We start from the raw sequence: 15,414 nt of genomic DNA on the forward strand, positions 1-15,414 counted from the left end.
GCATGATAAAAGTAAAAGCATGGATTTCCGCGGCGCGCCTGCGCACACTTCCGCTTTCCGTGTCCGGGATCATAACCGGTAGCGCAATGGCACAGGCGGCCGGTTTTTTTCAATGGGATATAGGTATCCTGGCGTTGCTGACAACCCTGGGTTTTCAAATACTTTCCAACTTTGCAAATGATTATGGCGACGGGGTAAAAGGTACTGATAATCACGAGCGCGTAGGCCCCATGCGCGCGATGCAGAGCGGACTTCTTACCGCTACCGATCTTAAACGCGGTATGATTTTTACCATTCTGGTCACTTTATTGCTTGCGCTGGCCCTTATATATACCGCTTTTGGCAGTAAAAACTTTCTGGTTTCGCTCATCTTTTTTGTTTTGGGCATCGGTGCGATTCTGGCCGCGGTAAAATATACGGTGGGGCGTAGTGCGTATGGCTATCGCGGGCTTGGGGATATTTTTGTCTTTTTGTTTTTTGGCTTGCTTGCCGTTGTCGGAAGTTATTTTCTTTACGTGGAACAGTTGAACGGACTCGTTTTTTTACCGGCGATCGCCATTGGTTTGTGGAGCACTGCGGTGCTCAATCTAAATAATATGCGCGATCGTATTCCAGATGCGCGCGCCAATAAAAATACACTGGCCGTTTATTTAGGGGAGAAAAAGGCAAAAATCTATCATATTTCGCTAATTTTGATCGGTTTTTTGGCTGTTTTGCTCTATTTTTTGATTTCAAAGGATTGGTTCTGGGCCGGTATTTCATGTATCGTTTTTATTCCTTTTGCCTTGCATTCGAGTACGGTGATCAAAAATGAGAGCCCCGCATTATTGGATCCCGAACTTAAAAAAGTTGCCCTGACTACTTTTTTCTTTTCGGTGCTATTTGCTTTGGGCTATCTCTTTTAAAAAGCGTAAAAATGGTATAATGTAAAATGTAGCATGTATATTGAAAAATAATGGTAAGCATTTCAATATCAATTAGATAGAAATTAAATATTGTACAATCGTATTTGTCTTTCCATTGTTAGTTTTTAGCATGATTTTGAGTAGATTGAATGCGCTTAATCTGTTTCTTAGCGTACCAAAGACTTAAATAGAATAAGCTGAAATTAGGGCAGTATAAAACTAAAAACTATGATTTGAATCAAATCTTGCGTTAGGGATTGAAGAGAATTTTCTGCCCTTACCGGGAGGAAGCCTTTTTGTGAGGCACGAGTAAAAAGATTGCAACGTAAAGCCCGGCCCGTAGGGAAACGCCCAAAACATCCCTCAAAATAAAATAAATAATCGCATTAGAGATTGCAGCGTAAAGCCCGACCCGTAGGGAAACGTCCCAAACAGCAGCGTATTTAAATAGGGTGATATAGTAAGCCTGGTGAGGTATAAAAAATAGTATAAAAATTAATGGTTTTGAAAGCTTCCTATAAAAAATACATTCTCGATTTTAAACGTCCCAGCGGAACCTCACGTGGGGTTCTTACCCAAAAGGAAACCTGGTTTATCAAGATCGAGGAAAATGGTAAAACGGGATACGGAGAATGCGGGATTTTACGCGGACTCAGTATGGATGACCGGCCAGATTATGAGGAAAAACTTTCCTGGGCCTGTACACATATAGACCGCGGTTTAACCGATTTATATTCAGAATTGACCGATTTCCCCAGTATTCAATTTGGTCTGGAAATGGCTTTTTTATCGCTGGAAGCTGACAATCCTTTTGTTTTATTTCCCTCAGCATTTACGCGAGGGGAAGAGGGGATTGCCATCAACGGACTCATATGGATGGGAGAATCTGCTTTTATGCAGGAACAGATCACCGAAAAGCTGGCTGCTGGTTTTGATTGTATAAAAATGAAAATAGGCGCCATTGACTTTGATGCCGAAATAGATTTACTGAAAGGCATCCGCAATCAGTTTTCCACGGAAAAAATCACCCTGCGTGTTGATGCAAATGGCGCTTTTGCCCCAGAAAATGCGCTTCAAAAACTAAAAATCTTGGCAGATTTAGGATTGCATTCCATAGAACAACCTATAAAACAAAAACAGATCGAAGCGATGGCGCAGCTTTGTAAGCATACGCCACTTCCCATTGCCCTAGACGAGGAACTTATAGGCATTACAGAATTTACTGAGAAAAAGGCTTTGTTAGAGTGTATAAAACCGCAATATATCATCCTAAAACCGAGTTTAATTGGTGGTTTTCGCGGTAGCGAAGAATGGATCTCCATCGCCGAAGATCTGGGCATAGGTTGGTGGATCACATCTGCGCTTGAAAGTAATATGGGACTTAACGCCATCGCGCAGTTTACACATACTAAAAAAACCACGATCCCGCAGGGATTGGGCACCGGCGGGTTGTTTGCAAATAACGTATCTTCGCCTTTAACTATCAACAATGGCCAGCTTTTTTACGATGCGCAGGCATCCTGGTCCTTTCAATTTTAATTTATGTTCATAGCGCAGGCTTATAGGGGGAAAAACGAATTCTGGAGATACCTTATCGGGTCTTTGGTCATAGGTGGTGCGGCAGTTATAGGCCAACTGTTTTTTGTCGTGGCAATTGCAGTAAAAGTTGGTTTTAACGAAAATGGAAATTGGGACCCTCAGAACCTTTCAAAATTAAGTTCATTTTCCGAAACGGATTTTATGCACGTTTTTGATTCTAACGTGACCCTGCTCTTGTTGCTATCCAGTTTTGCCCTTGGTTTTTGCGCGCTGCTTCTGGTGATAAAACATTTTCACCATTTAAAATTGATGGATGTTACCACCACGCGTCCCAAATTTGACTGGGGGCGCGCTTTTTTTGCCTTTGGTATGATTGCGGTTTTCACGATTGTTACCACCGCTATTGATTATTATTTCAGTCCAGAAGATTATCAGCTCAACTTTCAGTTGGTTCCCTTTCTCATTTTATGCGTTATTGCCATCCTTTTGATCCCTATACAGACCAGTCTGGAAGAATATATATTCAGGGGATATTTAATGCAGGGATTTGGGATTTTGGCAAAGAACAAATGGTTTCCATTGCTGATGACTTCGGTGATATTTGGCGGAATGCACCTTTTTAATCCTGAAGTAGCCAAGCTGGGCTATATCATCATGGTCTACTATATAGGTACGGGTTTTCTACTGGGCATCATGACCTTAATGGATGAGGGTATGGAACTTTCCCTGGGTTTTCACGCGGGTAATAACCTAATTGCAGCGCTGCTTGTAACTGCGGACTGGACGGCATTTCAAACAGAATCTATCTTAAAAGATATCTCAGTTCCTTCTGCTGGTTTTGATATTCTTATCCCGGTTCTCATTATTTATCCTATTTTCTTAAGTATATTAGCATACCGTTATAAATGGACGGGCTGGCGCGAGAAATTGCTGGGCAATGTAGAAGAACCGGTAAATAACAATGCAGATCCATTGATCACCGAATAAAAATAGGAGGGATGGCAAAATTAAGAGTACACCCCGATTTTCATCTAAATGGAAACCCGCTCAAGGTTTCAGAACTTAAAAAAGTTGCCGTTGATTTCGTAGAAACCGGTGAGCAACACGAGGAAGAAGTTGGTCATTTCTTATTGTCCTGGCTTGACGATAAAAAATATGTGCTTGTAAATACTTCCGGTTCTACCGGAAATCCCAAAGAAATACGTCTGCTCAAAAAGCATATGGTAAACAGTGCGAAGGCCACTGCCAAACGCCTTAAACTTCCCGAAAAAACAACTGCGTTACTTTGCTTGCCTTCCCGCTACATTGGCGGTAAAATGATGCTTGTGCGGGCAATGGTTCTAGGATGGAAAATTGATCTGGTACCGCCAAAATCCAATCCGCTGGATGCCGTTTTTAAGCGATATGACTTTTGTGCCATGATCCCATTTCAGCTGGATAACAGCATCAACAGATTGCATTTAGTGTCAAAACTGATCATAGGAGGCGGTGTATTTTCCGAAGCGCTTAAAAATAAGGTTCAGGACATTGATACAAAAATATTTGAGACCTACGGCATGACCGAAACTATTTCCCATATAGCCATACGCCGGGTCAATGCCAATAATGAGAACAGTAATTCCGTTAGGCCGTTCAAGGCTTTGAAAAATGTTAGTTTTGCCAGTGATTCGCGGGGTTGCCTGGTCATAAAAGCACCCAAAGTGAGTACAGATCCCGTGATCACAAATGATGTGGTAGAACTCCTTTCCTATAAGAAATTCCTTTTGCTGGGGCGCATTGATAATGTGGTGAACAGCGGGGGCATAAAACTATATCCAGAGCATATTGAGACAAAACTTTCGCCACAGATAGAAGTCCCTTTTTTCCTGGCCGGCGAGCCTGACATTGCGCTGGGGGAAAAATTGATCCTGGTTATTGAAAGTGAGGCCATTGACGGTGTAGCCCTTGATTTTGCCATGCTGGATAAATATGAGATTCCCAAAGCCGTTTATTTTATCCCTAATTTTGAACGCACCGGGAATGGAAAGCTGAGAAGGGGAGCCACGTTGAAAAAACTGAACAGCGCCGCAACTTCCAAATAGGCTGAATTTTAGCATATTGCAAATAGCGGTATAAAATTTGTTCCCTCAAAGAAGAATTATAAAGAACTTGAATTCTTAATATTGCAACAAAATAAACCAACGATGAAAAAATACTTAGTTTTAATACTATTCAGTGTGCTGGCCATTAGTGAATTACAGGCGCAGTACGGCGGTTACGGCCGTGGTGGTTATGGCAACGGTTACGGTAGGGGAGGCTATGGAAGTCAACGATCTTCCATACCAAGTGCGGGTCCCACCCAGGCAGAACCGGAAGAGGTAAAACCTTCTGATATTGTTGAGGAGCGCCTGCCAGATTATCAAGCTGAATTCAATCTTGATGCGTTTAAACTGGAAGTATTGCGCAACATTCTTGAAGATTATTATGCCACTCTTATTGCGCTTCAAAAGGATAAAACGATGGATGCGGAAAGTATGCGCAAAAGCTATGAAAGCGAGCAGAAAGATCTCAAAGCAAGCCTGACCGGTATACTGAGTAAAGAAGATGTTGAAAAACTGGTAGCGATGGATTTTAGCCCCAAAGCGGTCAAAAAACGTAAAAAAGCCAGGGAAAACGAATAAAAACAAAGCGTTTTTGAGCGTTTTTACAAGATTTATATTTGCTGATAGCAGCTTTTAAAATTCATTTTTTGCAAAAAAAAATGAATTTTTTTAATTTCTGGCTGCGTTCTTCATACGTTTTGGGCCATACCATAGCCAGAAACCGGTAAGGGAAAAGAGGAGGAGGGCAATACCCATCATAGTGGTGTAGGTTACTTTGATAAAACCGTTTGAGATGTTGAAATAATCGTCTAAAATAGAGCCATCATGTACTCTTTCAATAAAATCAGAACGGCGGATACCTATTTGTAAAACCTTTCCCGTGGCGCCGTCCAGTTGAATACTATTGAGATGTTCGGCAAAAATAAACTTGACGATCCCTTTTTCCTTACGTACATCAATGCGATCCAGACTAAGCGATAAATTATCGTCCACAGAATCATGAAGAACCTGAAAAGCTCTTTCCTCCAACTCCTGGAGGGGTAACCATTCTGCTAATTCAGTAGATGTTCCTTTTGTCGTGGCGGGCAATAATACACCGTTGCTATGTTTTTTCCATCCCAGCAATATGCCAGATACCGAAATGACGATAAAAAAGACAAAAAGCAAAATACCCATGATACGATGAACCTTGCGCGTTGTCCTCAAAAACTTAGCTTGTTTTTTTCTAGAAGTTGGTTCCGTCATATCAATAGGTTCTGAAATGCTCGTTGGGATTCTTTAAAACAGGTAGCACGAAATGCATTATTCCGCAAAGGCTCAAAAATAGAAAAAATTGTGGTCTGACTTATGCATAGTGAAATAATAACTTCCAACTTTAAACAACCTATAAAAGTATTGGATTTCTTCTTATTCTTTACAGAGAGGGGGACAGGTAGCAGATTTTGCAAATTTTTTCTAAAAATCAATGAACAATATATGCTGTAGATCGCTTGTTTTAGACCAATTTTAGGTAGTTTTAAGCGTTTTAATACTACTTTATGATTCGTACGCTTACTTTCCTGTTACTTTTTGTCGCTTACAATTTGAATTCACAAATCCTTCCGGAACGGAAGCGCGCCACCCTGGTAGATCAGGTACTCAAAGAACGTTTTGAGACCGTACTTCCTAACATGATGTACCGCACCGGTATAGATATGTGGGTAATCATTTCCCGTGAATATAATGAAGATCCCGTAATGCGCACGATGTTGCCGGCAGAATGGCTCAATGCGAGAAGGCGCACCATTTTGGTTTTTTACTGGGACGAGGCCAAAAATAAACTGGAAAAGATGGCCATTGCCCGCTATGATATTGGTGATAATATCAAATCGGTTTGGGATAAAGAAAAGCAACCCGACCAGTGGAAGGCGCTCGCTGAACTTATTGAAAAAAGGGATCCTAAGAAAATAGGCCTCAATTATTCCGAAGATTTTGGAATTGCCGATGGTATTGTGAAAACAGATTACGACGCCTTTATGAATGCTATTCCCCCAGCAGATCAGGAGCGCGTGGTTTCAGCCGAAAAACTGGCCATTGGTTGGATAGAAACCCGTTCCCCGCTTGAAATGCGCTTGTATGGTGAACTTGTTGACCTTACGCACAGTATTATAAAAAAAGCCTTCAGCAGCGCGGTGATTACGCCCGGGGAGACTACGACAGACGATGTGGTCTGGTACCTGCGCCAGCAGCTTACTGACCGCGGACTGGAAACCTGGTTTCATCCCACTGTAGATATTCAGCGTACAGATGAAGAACTGGCGAGTCATATTACTTCATTTTCCAGTGGATATGGCGATAAAATCATTCAGCCTGGGGATTTGCTCCACTGTGATTTTGGGATTACTTATTTAAGACTGAATACAGACTGCCAGCAGCATGCCTATGTTTTAAAGGAAAATGAGACCGAAGCACCACAATTTTTGCAGGATGCTTTTGATAAAGGGAATAAATTACAGGACATTTTGACCTCAAATTTTTCAACCGGAAAAACTGGAAATGAGATTTTAGCAGCTTCGCTTGAAAAAGCGAAAGCCGAAGGCCTGCAACCGTCTATTTATACACATCCTTTAGGTCTTTACGGGCATTCGGCAGGTCCTACGATTGGCATGTGGGACAGTCAGGACGGTGTGCCGGGAACAGGTGATTATAAACTCTATGAAAACACCGTGTACGCCATAGAATTAAATACAACCATAAACCTTCCGGAATGGAAAAAAGACATTCGCATCATGCTGGAAGAAGACGGTTTCTGGGGCAAAAAAGGGTTTAATTATGTCAGCGGAAGGCAAGAGGACTTGTTGCTCGTGGATTGAGTTGAAGTAATGTTTTAACAGCAGTTAGAACTATTATTTGAACACCTGGAAAGCATTACAGTATAAAAATAAACGGGTATTAAACACTATTTTTCTTTGGATTCTGAATCATTCTTTGGTTTTCTTATTATTTTTCTTTTGGGCGTTTCCCTATGGGTCGGGCTTTACGTTGCAATCTTTTTGCCCGTGCCTTACAAAAAGGATTTTCACTTCAATCCCTAACGCAAAATTTGAATTTAAATCAAAGGAGGGATGCACAAACGCACTTTTACAAACTCAAGGCATAGTTTTGCAGGTCTTATGACTCTAAAATAAATAAAAAGCTTCGAAATCAATTATGCGATCTCAGCTCTGACATAATTTGTACACTCAATTGGCGAATACTCAGAATTATCTATCAAAATTGCTGCACCACCTGCTTTAATTTTATTTTTGACATGTTTTAAAATTTGTGAGGCATTATTTGGGTTTTGTCCTAATAAATCAAAAATAATATAATTAGTTTTATTAAAAACAGCTGAAATTTCTAAGAGTTTCCTTGAGTAAATAGGTAAATTTTTGATCAGTCTTTGAGAATTAGTTATATCACTATCATTAAAAAAAGATTTATTACTTATATTTCCCCCATTCCTTTTTAGATATTGTTTTACGGTCGTAGGTGCGAAAATCGATTTAAATTTACCTTCCTCGAAACGGTCTGCAAACAAAAACCCTTTTTTGATTTGAACAGCAGGATTTATTTTTTGTTGTGTTAGAATATTAATAAGTTCCCTTTCCAAATTTTGAAAATGATTACCGCCATCAATACATATACCTAAAATTTCACCTTCAATTAATTCAAAGGGTGATATCTTAAAATTTTGAATGTTGATACCGTTGCATTTTACTACCACATTTTAAATTTTGAGAGATTGTTTCATTTGATAATTTTTATTTTAAAGCTTTAAATCAGCGCTCCCCAAAAACAGCCTTCATAACCTTCGAAATCCCTTTAAAACCAAAGTAAATGGCCGCGATAAAGCAGATAATTCCAACAATTAGCACGACCAGAAACAGGGGATGATCCTTATTGCTAAATGCCTGATAAAGGAGTCCGGGTCCCAGTAATACAAACAGTAAACACATGGCCAGGGTTTGCAGGCCTTTTAAAAGTTTTTCTTTATCTGTTCCCATCTTTTGTGGCTGCTTTTAGTGCATTTCTAACATTTTTATGCTTCTCCAGAAGCGTTTTAGCTTCGCTTTGCGGGATATTCAGTTCTTTCATGAGCATGCGTTCCCCACGATCCACCAGCTTGGTATTGCTAAGCTGCATGTCTACCATTTTATTTCCTTTGACCTTGCCCAGTTGTATCATCGCAGTTGTAGAGATCATATTGAGTACCAGTTTTTGAGCCGTACCCGCTTTCATACGGGAGCTACCGGTTACAAATTCTGGTCCTACCACCACTTCGATAGGATATTTTGCTGTTTGCGCCACAGGACTTCCTGCATTACAGACGATGCAACCAGTTGGAATTTCGTTTGAATTACAGGCTTCCAGGGCGCCTATAACATAGGGCGTAGTGCCAGAAGCCGCGATACCTATGACAAAATCATTTTCACTTATATCATATTCCTGAAGATCTGCCCAACCCTGGGTCGTGCTGTCTTCGGCAAATTCTACCGCTTTGCGTATGGCTTTATCACCACCGGCGATCAATCCCAGTACCCAATCGTGCGGAACTCCAAAAGTAGGAGGACATTCCGAAGCATCAAGAATCCCTAAACGGCCACTCGTTCCTGCACCCATATAGAAAAGTCGGCCACCGTTTTTCATTTGTTTTACCACGATTTCTACCAGTTTTTCTATCTGGGGCAGCGCTTTTTGTACTGCCTGTGGCACTGTTTGATCTTCACTGTTAATTTTTTCAAGGAGTTGCAAAATGTTCATCTTCTCGAGATGGTCGTGGTTTGAATCCTGTTCGGTTGTCTTTATAAATTTCATAATGATAAAATTCTTTTTTCAGTAATCCTTCGTCAAGTTTGCTTATTCCGTGGTAATGGTGGCGCTGTATTGTTGCGCAATCGCAAAATAGCCCAACGGATAATTCTCTGGGTTGGTCGTATTGATAATATTGCCACGCGCTTCTGCTGGTGGAGCCTGAAAAGGGCCCCCGGCGTCCTGACCAGATTGCGCTATGAGAATACTCATATAATCGTAAAAAGGTTTGTCTACCCCAAGTATGCTAATAACTAAGACTGAACCTGGTTCCAAATCATCGTAAAAATAAGAAAAGCTAAAACTATTTCCCTGATAGAAGCGGTCATCACTGAGCAGGTAAAAGTTAAAGTCCAGATCAAAAAGATAATAATCGGTAGTGGGGGCAGGATCTGTGTAGCTTACAATGATTTCGGTTTCATCACCAGAAAAGAGTGTTCCCGTGCCCTGGCTAAGGCTATCTATGGGCACGGTATGCTGCATTTTTGAAGTGGCCGCATAACGCTCCCCATTATACTCGATAATAAGTTCTAAATTTTCTGTTGTAATGACTTCTTTTGGAAGTTCGCCACTATAAAAACCTGGCGCTTTTTCGTCTACAAAATAGGTTCTACCTGCAGCTTCAACAGTGATCTGAGCTCCTGTAACCTGAGGAACATCTTGTGTATCAAAGGGCGCAGTAGTAGTTAACCGCACAGCCACAGGAAAATATTGCTCCCTATCTGGCACCTTGATAAGTGCATCAACGACCAGGCGTGGCTCGCTTTCTGGCAGGTCAACATCAATTACATCCTGGCAGGAAAATAAGGTGCAGCCCAGAGCAACTAGTACTATTATATCGCGTAATTTTTTCATCAGAATTTAAAATTAAGGGTTACTGACGGAATAACGCCAAAAATAGAAGTGCGAATGGCCTCATTGACTCCGGTGTCTTCATTTCGTTCAAAGTTATTCGAAGCCGCATTTTTTTTATTGTAAAGATTATAGATACTAAAAACCCATTCAGTTTTAAATTTTCGGTTTTTGTTATTTTCGGGTTTGAGTGTTGCGGCTACATCCAGTCTGTTATACGCAGGAAGGCGCTGCCCGTTACGGGGACCAAAATTTGGAATCACGAGTCCCTGAAATTGCGACTGATTTACGGGATAATTGGTAGGCTGCCCCGTCTGGTAGAGAAAATTGGCGTTGAAGTTCCATTTTGAACTGTGTTCGTAGTTTATATAAAGACTCAAATCATGCGTCTTATCATAGGCCGTGGGATACCAGGCTCCATTATTGATCCCAATTTCCTGTGGCGTTCTGCCCGGGGTGCGCTGCTCGCTACGGGATAGGGTGTAGGCCAACCAACCGGTAAAGGCACCTTCATTTTTTTTAAATAGGATTTCCAGGCCGTAGGCTTGTGATTCCCCCGCAAGAACTTCACGTTCAACCGCGCGGGTGGCTATAAGCTGCGCCCCATTTCTATAATCCAGGCGGTTGTCCACTTTTTTATAAAAAGCTTCGGTTTCCAGAGAATATTGACCATTTTTAAGGTTTGTATTGTAGCCCAGGGCATATTGATCAAGCAGCTGCGGTTTGAGGTATTTTCCGCTGGGCGCATACACATCAAGAGGGGTGGGGGAATTGGTATTGGAGATCAAATGTAGGTATTGCGCCATGCGGTTGTAACTTGCCTTAATACTCTTATCATCGTCAATAGCGTAAGCAAGGGAAAAGCGTGGTTCAAAATTGGTAAAGGTTGCAATCGCATCACTGCGATCATAGGTTAAGGTGGCGATGGGCTCCGCCGGTTCATATATTCCCAGAGCGGCATTATAATTCAGGGGGTTATCATTAGCGTAACTGTTGAGTTCATCCTGTCCCAGTCGTGTAAAATGGCTTAATCGCAATCCATAACGCAAACTGAGCGAAGTAGTAATATCGTGTTCAGCTTCCGCGTAAACAGAAAATTCATTTGCATACTTCTGGGTCAATTGTTCTTCAATTATGCCAGAATCTGCCCTGTTCGGTTTGATAAATCCGGGATTAAAGCGATAATAGACGTTGTTTATGCCATAATTCAGCCGAAAATTATCTTTTATATAATGCTGAAAATCATATTTCAGGTTAAAATTGCGAATACCAGAGTCATAATTAAACCCAACGAAATCGAGTAAAAGTCCGTAATAATAATCCGAATATATCAGTGAAAGATTACTGAAAATCTTGTCTGAAAATAAATGGTTCCATCTCAGGTTCAAGGTGGTATTTCCATAAGTGTTTACAAAGCGCTCGCTAATATCAAAAACATCCCGACCAAAATAGCCTGAAAGGTACAGGTTGTTGTTGTCGTTTACTTTATAATTGACTTTGGTATTTAAATCATAAAAGTAAGCCGAATTATCATTGTCGAACAATGGAAGGAAAAGGTGGGCATAACTTGCCCTTCCGCCCAGTAAAAACGCGGCTTTGTCCTTTACAATAGGTCCTTCTACCAGCAGCCGGCTGGCAACCGCTCCTATACCACCTTCTGCGTGGAATTCTTTACTGTTTCCTTCCTTTTGATAAATGTCAAGTACCGAACTTACTCGTCCACCGTAACTCGCGGGAATCCCACCTTTGTACAATTTGAGATCTTTGATCGCATCAGGATTGAAAACCGAAAAAAGACCGAACAAATGCGAAGAATTGAAAATAATGGCCTCGTCAAGCAGAATCAGGTTTTGATCTGCCGCTCCGCCGCGCACATTAAAGCCAGAAGCGCCCTCGCCACCGCTGGTGACCCCGGGCAATAAGAGTATTGATTTTAATACATCTGCCTCGCCCAGCACGACGGGAATCTGCTTAATGGTTGAAGCGCTCAACGCATTTACGCTCATTTGTGGCTTTCTGATGCTTAACCGTTCCACATCTTCTTTGATGACTACTTCATCAAGTGCTTCGGCGGCTTCTTCCAGTGAAAAATCGATACGCTTATCAGCATTGAGCTCCAAGGTCTGGGAAATGTTCTGGAATCCCAAGAAGCTGATTTGCAGATCGTACGTCCCACGGGGCAATGTGATGGAATAAAAACCATAGCCATTCGTGACGACACCTTTAGCCAACTCAGGGAAAATCACATTCACACCGATAAGCGTCTCATTGGAATCTGCCGAACTTATGGTGCCGCTCAGCGTAAATTGTTCCTGCCCATAACTGATTACAGAAACAAAAAAGGCAAGAAAAAGTAGGGAATATAATTTTTGGGGCAAGATATTTTTGTTTAAAAATACAGTACGCAATCCTAAGCGTGAAGTGAAATCTACAGTAATTAAAAAAGCTTTAATCGATCTGTCTTTAAATCTTGTAAATAAGCGGATTAAATCCCTTAGAAGCAACGATCACCTGATCCCCCGGTTGTAGGTCTGCCACAACTTCTGGCGGTACGACCACTTTTATGAGCCGGTTGCCCACTAGCAGGTCTAGGATGAATAAAATACCCTCTTTACTACTATTGATTATTTCGGCTTCAAACTGAAATTTACCGCTTACCGCATTTCCTGTAAAAAAAGAAGCCGGTTCCCGTGGCGGTTGCAGCTGGCCATCTTTTAGCTCAAAAAGTTGCTGCGAGACCCTTAAGATTTCGCCCACATCGTGACTTATCAAGAGTAGCGTAAAACCAAATTCCTGCTGTACTTTGGTTATATAGCGCTGCAAGGTCAAACGCATGGTTTTGTCAAGTGCTGCCAGCGGCTCATCCAGTAAAACCAGTTCAGGTTTATTTACCAGTGCACGTGCCAGCGCAACGCGCTGTTGCTGTCCCCCAGAAAGTTCTTGCGGGTTGCGGTGCTGCAGTTCGTTAAGTTCAATTATCTCCATTAAATGATCAATAATGGACTTATTTTGACCCTTTTTTAGTGCAAAATTGAGGTTTTCACGTACGCTCATGTTAGGAAACAGTGCATAATCCTGAAACATAAAACCCACATTGCGCTGTTGTGGTTTAAGATTTATTTTTTCTTCGGAATCGTACCAAATCGTTCCATTAACTGTAATACGCCCGCAATCTGGTTTCATCAGGCCAGATAGCATTCTGAAAATAGAGGTTTTTCCCGCTCCGGAAGCGCCATACAGTGTGTACGCAATTTCAGGCTGCAGGTTGAAGTCTGCCTCTAAAACACTAGCGCCTTTTGCTAAATTCAAGGCTTTCCGCAGGGATATTTCGATCATACTATTTCGTTAAGGAAGAATTTTTTTAAAGTAACCTCCATTAAAAAGATAAACCAATAATAGCAGGGAAAAGGTTATGGCAAAAAGTATAAGAGAATATGTGTTCGCAGCGTCATAATTGAGCGCTTCCACCTCGTCATAAATGGCGATGGAAGCCACACGCGTGCTGTTGGGGATATTACCGCCTATCATCAATACAACGCCAAATTCACCCACAGTATGCGCAAAAGCGAGCACAATACCGCTGAGCAGGGCAGGTTTCATATTGGGCAACAGCACCCGGATCATAGTCGTTAAGCTGGATTTCCCCAGGACGTAAGAGGCTTCTTTGAGCGAAACGGGCAAAGCAGCAAACCCAGCCTGAAGAGGTTGTACCATAAAAGGAAGGCTATAAATAATCGAACCAATTACCAGCCCTGGAAAAGAAAACAATAATCGAATTCCCAGTGCATCATCAAAAAACCGACCTATGGGATGCCCGGTGCTAAAGGTGACCAGAAGATAAAAACCAAGCACTGTGGGCGGCAGTACGAGAGGCATACTGACCAGCGTTTCCAGTATAGGTTTAATACGGGAACGGGAGTAGGCCAGATAATAACTTAGCGGGATGGCTATGATCAATAACAAGCAGGTCGTGAAGCCCGCAAGTTTAAATGTTAGCAACAAGGGATCCCAGTTTATCATTGCGCAAGCATGATTTCGTTCATTTTTACCAGTGCGAGAACCTCATCGCCCAGACCAATTTTCAAATTCCGGAAGGTTTCTGAATGTACGAGTGCCGTAAGTCCGCCCATGGCGCTTTCCAGGTAAACGCGCGTCAAAAAAGTGTCCTGTTCCAGTTTACTGATTTTTGCATGAATTGCATTTGGGATCGCGATATCTTTTGAAGTTGGCAGCGCAAGAATGACTTCGGTTTCCTTAAAAATTGCACGTACCGTATTTCCTTTTTGCAAATAGCTGGCCGTTTGTGGCGTATCAATGACGAGCAGTTGCAACAAAATGTTTGCTTCGGTTTCCAGCGTGACCAGCGTGATGCTGGCGCTACATTCAAGTTGTACTATTTTTGCCCTGACCGTATTCATAAAGAAGGTGTCGTGTAACCCTGTTTTTTTAGGATATTTTGCCCTTCCGCTGAAAACATAAAATCATAAAAAGACCGTGATGCTTTTTCTGATTTTTCATCTCGTTTTATACGTACGATACCTTGACTTAACTTCTTATAGGCGCTGTCATTAATGGCTAAAAAAGTACCTTTATTTTTCAGGGCAGAAGACAAAATCACCGATTTTGCCGTAAAGCCAACTTCTGCAGCTTTTGAAGTAATAAACTGATTGGTCTGGGCAATACTTTCACTAAAAACCAACTTATCACTTACCTCATCGCGTAATTTATAATAATCAAGCGTTTTTATGGCAGCTGCACCGTAAGGCGCGGTTTTAGGATTTGCCAGCGCAATATGTTTCACCCCGGGAAGTTTTAGCGCTTCCATAGTAAGTGAAAGCGTGTCATTGAGAGTCCACAAAACCAATTCTCCATACGCATAGACTTTTGGTTTTTCATAGGTCAGGCCACTTTTATACAATTCTTCGGGATATTTCATATCTGCGGAAACAAAAATGTCATAAGGTGCGCCCGCCTTGATCTGGTTGGTCAGCTTTCCGGAAGAGCTCACGATCATGTTGCAGCCTATTTTACTTTTAGCCGAAAATTCACTGATCAGTTCCTGCATGGCGTATTGCATATTGGCCGCGGTGGCAATGCTCAGATTTTCATTTTGCTCTTCGGCGCAGCCTAAAAACAACCCAAAAACGGCTAAAAATGGCCAAAAACAGCTAAAAATTCTTCTTTGCATGCTTAGTTGTGTTGTTTTA

The 15,414-nt window shown here is 41.7% G+C and carries 16 protein-coding genes; 6 read left to right on the plus strand and 10 right to left on the minus strand.

Translation table 11 applies throughout. The features are described 5' to 3' along the window. Positions 1-2: 2 nt before the first annotated feature. The 5 genes from menA (at position 3) to P162_RS16125 (ending at position 5,104) form a co-directional block, all read left to right on the plus strand. Positions 3-905, plus strand: coding sequence for a 1,4-dihydroxy-2-naphthoate octaprenyltransferase (gene menA / locus P162_RS16105; RefSeq protein ID WP_031428856.1), 903 nt, complete (start codon positions 3-5; stop codon positions 903-905). A 504-nt stretch (positions 906-1,409) separates the two neighbouring features. Further along, positions 1,410-2,444, plus strand: a complete 1,035-nt coding sequence (gene menC, locus P162_RS16110; protein ID WP_031428857.1) for an o-succinylbenzoate synthase — start codon at positions 1,410-1,412, stop codon at positions 2,442-2,444. Positions 2,445-2,447: 3 nt separating this feature from the next. After that, a complete protein-coding gene (locus tag P162_RS16115; protein ID WP_031428858.1) occupies positions 2,448-3,431 on the plus strand; it encodes a CPBP family intramembrane glutamic endopeptidase in 984 nt (327 codons plus the stop codon). Positions 3,432-3,442: 11 nt separating this feature from the next. Further along, positions 3,443-4,525 carry an AMP-binding protein gene (locus P162_RS16120; RefSeq protein ID WP_031428859.1) on the plus strand — a complete coding sequence of 361 codons (1,083 nt, stop codon included), beginning with the start codon at positions 3,443-3,445 and terminating at the stop codon, positions 4,523-4,525. A 102-nt stretch (positions 4,526-4,627) separates the two neighbouring features. Beyond that, positions 4,628-5,104, plus strand: coding sequence for a hypothetical protein (locus tag P162_RS16125; RefSeq protein ID WP_051908105.1), 477 nt, complete (start codon positions 4,628-4,630; stop codon positions 5,102-5,104). 90 nt (positions 5,105-5,194) lie between these two features. On the opposite strand, the gene P162_RS16130 is transcribed toward P162_RS16125, so the two are convergent. Continuing rightward, the gene (locus P162_RS16130) at positions 5,195-5,770 is read right to left on the minus strand and encodes a PepSY domain-containing protein (protein WP_031428862.1); all 576 of its coding nucleotides are present in this window, start codon (positions 5,768-5,770) and stop codon (positions 5,195-5,197) included. A 293-nt stretch (positions 5,771-6,063) separates the two neighbouring features. Here P162_RS16130 and P162_RS16135 point away from each other — a divergent pair, with 293 nt between their 5' ends. Continuing rightward, positions 6,064-7,377, plus strand: coding sequence for a M24 family metallopeptidase (locus tag P162_RS16135; protein ID WP_031428864.1), 1,314 nt, complete (start codon positions 6,064-6,066; stop codon positions 7,375-7,377). Between the two features lie 335 nt (positions 7,378-7,712). Here the strand turns inward: P162_RS16135 and P162_RS16140 are convergent, their stop codons facing one another. The 9 genes from P162_RS16140 to modA all read right to left on the minus strand — a co-directional run bounded on the left by P162_RS16140 (position 7,713) and on the right by modA (position 15,395). Next, positions 7,713-8,270 carry a hypothetical protein gene (locus tag P162_RS16140; RefSeq protein WP_031428866.1) on the minus strand — a complete coding sequence of 186 codons (558 nt, stop codon included), beginning with the start codon at positions 8,268-8,270 and terminating at the stop codon, positions 7,713-7,715. A gap of 55 nt (positions 8,271-8,325) precedes the next feature. After that, positions 8,326-8,550, minus strand: a complete 225-nt coding sequence (locus P162_RS16145; RefSeq protein WP_031428868.1) for a DUF6095 family protein — start codon at positions 8,548-8,550, stop codon at positions 8,326-8,328. Then, positions 8,537-9,361 carry an N-acetylmuramic acid 6-phosphate etherase gene (gene murQ / locus P162_RS16150; protein ID WP_031428869.1) on the minus strand — a complete coding sequence of 275 codons (825 nt, stop codon included), beginning with the start codon at positions 9,359-9,361 and terminating at the stop codon, positions 8,537-8,539. The genes P162_RS16145 and murQ overlap by 14 nt, the downstream gene beginning before the upstream one ends. A gap of 42 nt (positions 9,362-9,403) precedes the next feature. Beyond that, complete coding sequence (locus P162_RS16155) at positions 9,404-10,210, minus strand: DUF4249 family protein (protein ID WP_031428871.1); 807 nt, start codon at positions 10,208-10,210, stop codon at positions 9,404-9,406. Continuing rightward, positions 10,210-12,585 carry a TonB-dependent receptor gene (locus P162_RS16160; protein ID WP_031428873.1) on the minus strand — a complete coding sequence of 792 codons (2,376 nt, stop codon included), beginning with the start codon at positions 12,583-12,585 and terminating at the stop codon, positions 10,210-10,212. The genes P162_RS16155 and P162_RS16160 overlap by 1 nt, the downstream gene beginning before the upstream one ends. A gap of 85 nt (positions 12,586-12,670) precedes the next feature. Beyond that, positions 12,671-13,543: an ATP-binding cassette domain-containing protein gene (locus P162_RS16165; protein WP_031428875.1), complete on the minus strand. Its 873-nt coding sequence runs from the start codon at positions 13,541-13,543 to the stop codon at positions 12,671-12,673. Between the two features lie 9 nt (positions 13,544-13,552). Further along, positions 13,553-14,227 carry a molybdate ABC transporter permease subunit gene (gene modB / locus P162_RS16170; protein ID WP_031428876.1) on the minus strand — a complete coding sequence of 225 codons (675 nt, stop codon included), beginning with the start codon at positions 14,225-14,227 and terminating at the stop codon, positions 13,553-13,555. After that, complete coding sequence (locus P162_RS16175; RefSeq protein ID WP_031428878.1) at positions 14,224-14,625, minus strand: TOBE domain-containing protein; 402 nt, start codon at positions 14,623-14,625, stop codon at positions 14,224-14,226. The genes modB and P162_RS16175 overlap by 4 nt, the downstream gene beginning before the upstream one ends. Continuing rightward, the gene (modA, locus tag P162_RS16180; protein ID WP_031428880.1) at positions 14,622-15,395 is read right to left on the minus strand and encodes a molybdate ABC transporter substrate-binding protein; all 774 of its coding nucleotides are present in this window, start codon (positions 15,393-15,395) and stop codon (positions 14,622-14,624) included. Before modA ends, P162_RS16175 begins: the two co-directional genes overlap by 4 nt. Positions 15,396-15,414: the final 19 nt, after the last annotated feature.

It is taken from the genome of Flavimarina sp. Hel_I_48 (genome assembly GCF_000733945.1).
Classification (GTDB): Bacteria; Bacteroidota; Bacteroidia; order Flavobacteriales; family Flavobacteriaceae; genus Leeuwenhoekiella.

Bases quoted from the DNA above. Each gene is read 5' to 3' on its own strand.
- menA (WP_031428856.1), top strand. From the start codon at position 3: ATGATAAAAGTAAAAGCATGGATTTCCGCGGCGCGCCTGCGCACACTT.
- P162_RS16115 (WP_031428858.1), top strand. From the start codon at position 2,448: ATGTTCATAGCGCAGGCTTATAGGGGGAAAAACGAATTCTGGAGATAC.
- P162_RS16120 (WP_031428859.1), top strand. From the start codon at position 3,443: ATGGCAAAATTAAGAGTACACCCCGATTTTCATCTAAATGGAAACCCG.
- P162_RS16125 (WP_051908105.1), top strand. From the start codon at position 4,628: ATGAAAAAATACTTAGTTTTAATACTATTCAGTGTGCTGGCCATTAGT.
- P162_RS16130 (WP_031428862.1), bottom strand. From the start codon at position 5,770: ATGACGGAACCAACTTCTAGAAAAAAACAAGCTAAGTTTTTGAGGACA.
- P162_RS16135 (WP_031428864.1), top strand. From the start codon at position 6,064: ATGATTCGTACGCTTACTTTCCTGTTACTTTTTGTCGCTTACAATTTG.
- P162_RS16145 (WP_031428868.1), bottom strand. From the start codon at position 8,550: ATGGGAACAGATAAAGAAAAACTTTTAAAAGGCCTGCAAACCCTGGCC.
- murQ (WP_031428869.1), bottom strand. From the start codon at position 9,361: ATGAAATTTATAAAGACAACCGAACAGGATTCAAACCACGACCATCTC.
- P162_RS16155 (WP_031428871.1), bottom strand. From the start codon at position 10,210: ATGAAAAAATTACGCGATATAATAGTACTAGTTGCTCTGGGCTGCACC.
- P162_RS16165 (WP_031428875.1), bottom strand. From the start codon at position 13,543: ATGATCGAAATATCCCTGCGGAAAGCCTTGAATTTAGCAAAAGGCGCT.
- modB (WP_031428876.1), bottom strand. From the start codon at position 14,227: ATGATAAACTGGGATCCCTTGTTGCTAACATTTAAACTTGCGGGCTTC.
- P162_RS16175 (WP_031428878.1), bottom strand. From the start codon at position 14,625: ATGAATACGGTCAGGGCAAAAATAGTACAACTTGAATGTAGCGCCAGC.
- modA (WP_031428880.1), bottom strand. From the start codon at position 15,395: ATGCAAAGAAGAATTTTTAGCTGTTTTTGGCCATTTTTAGCCGTTTTT.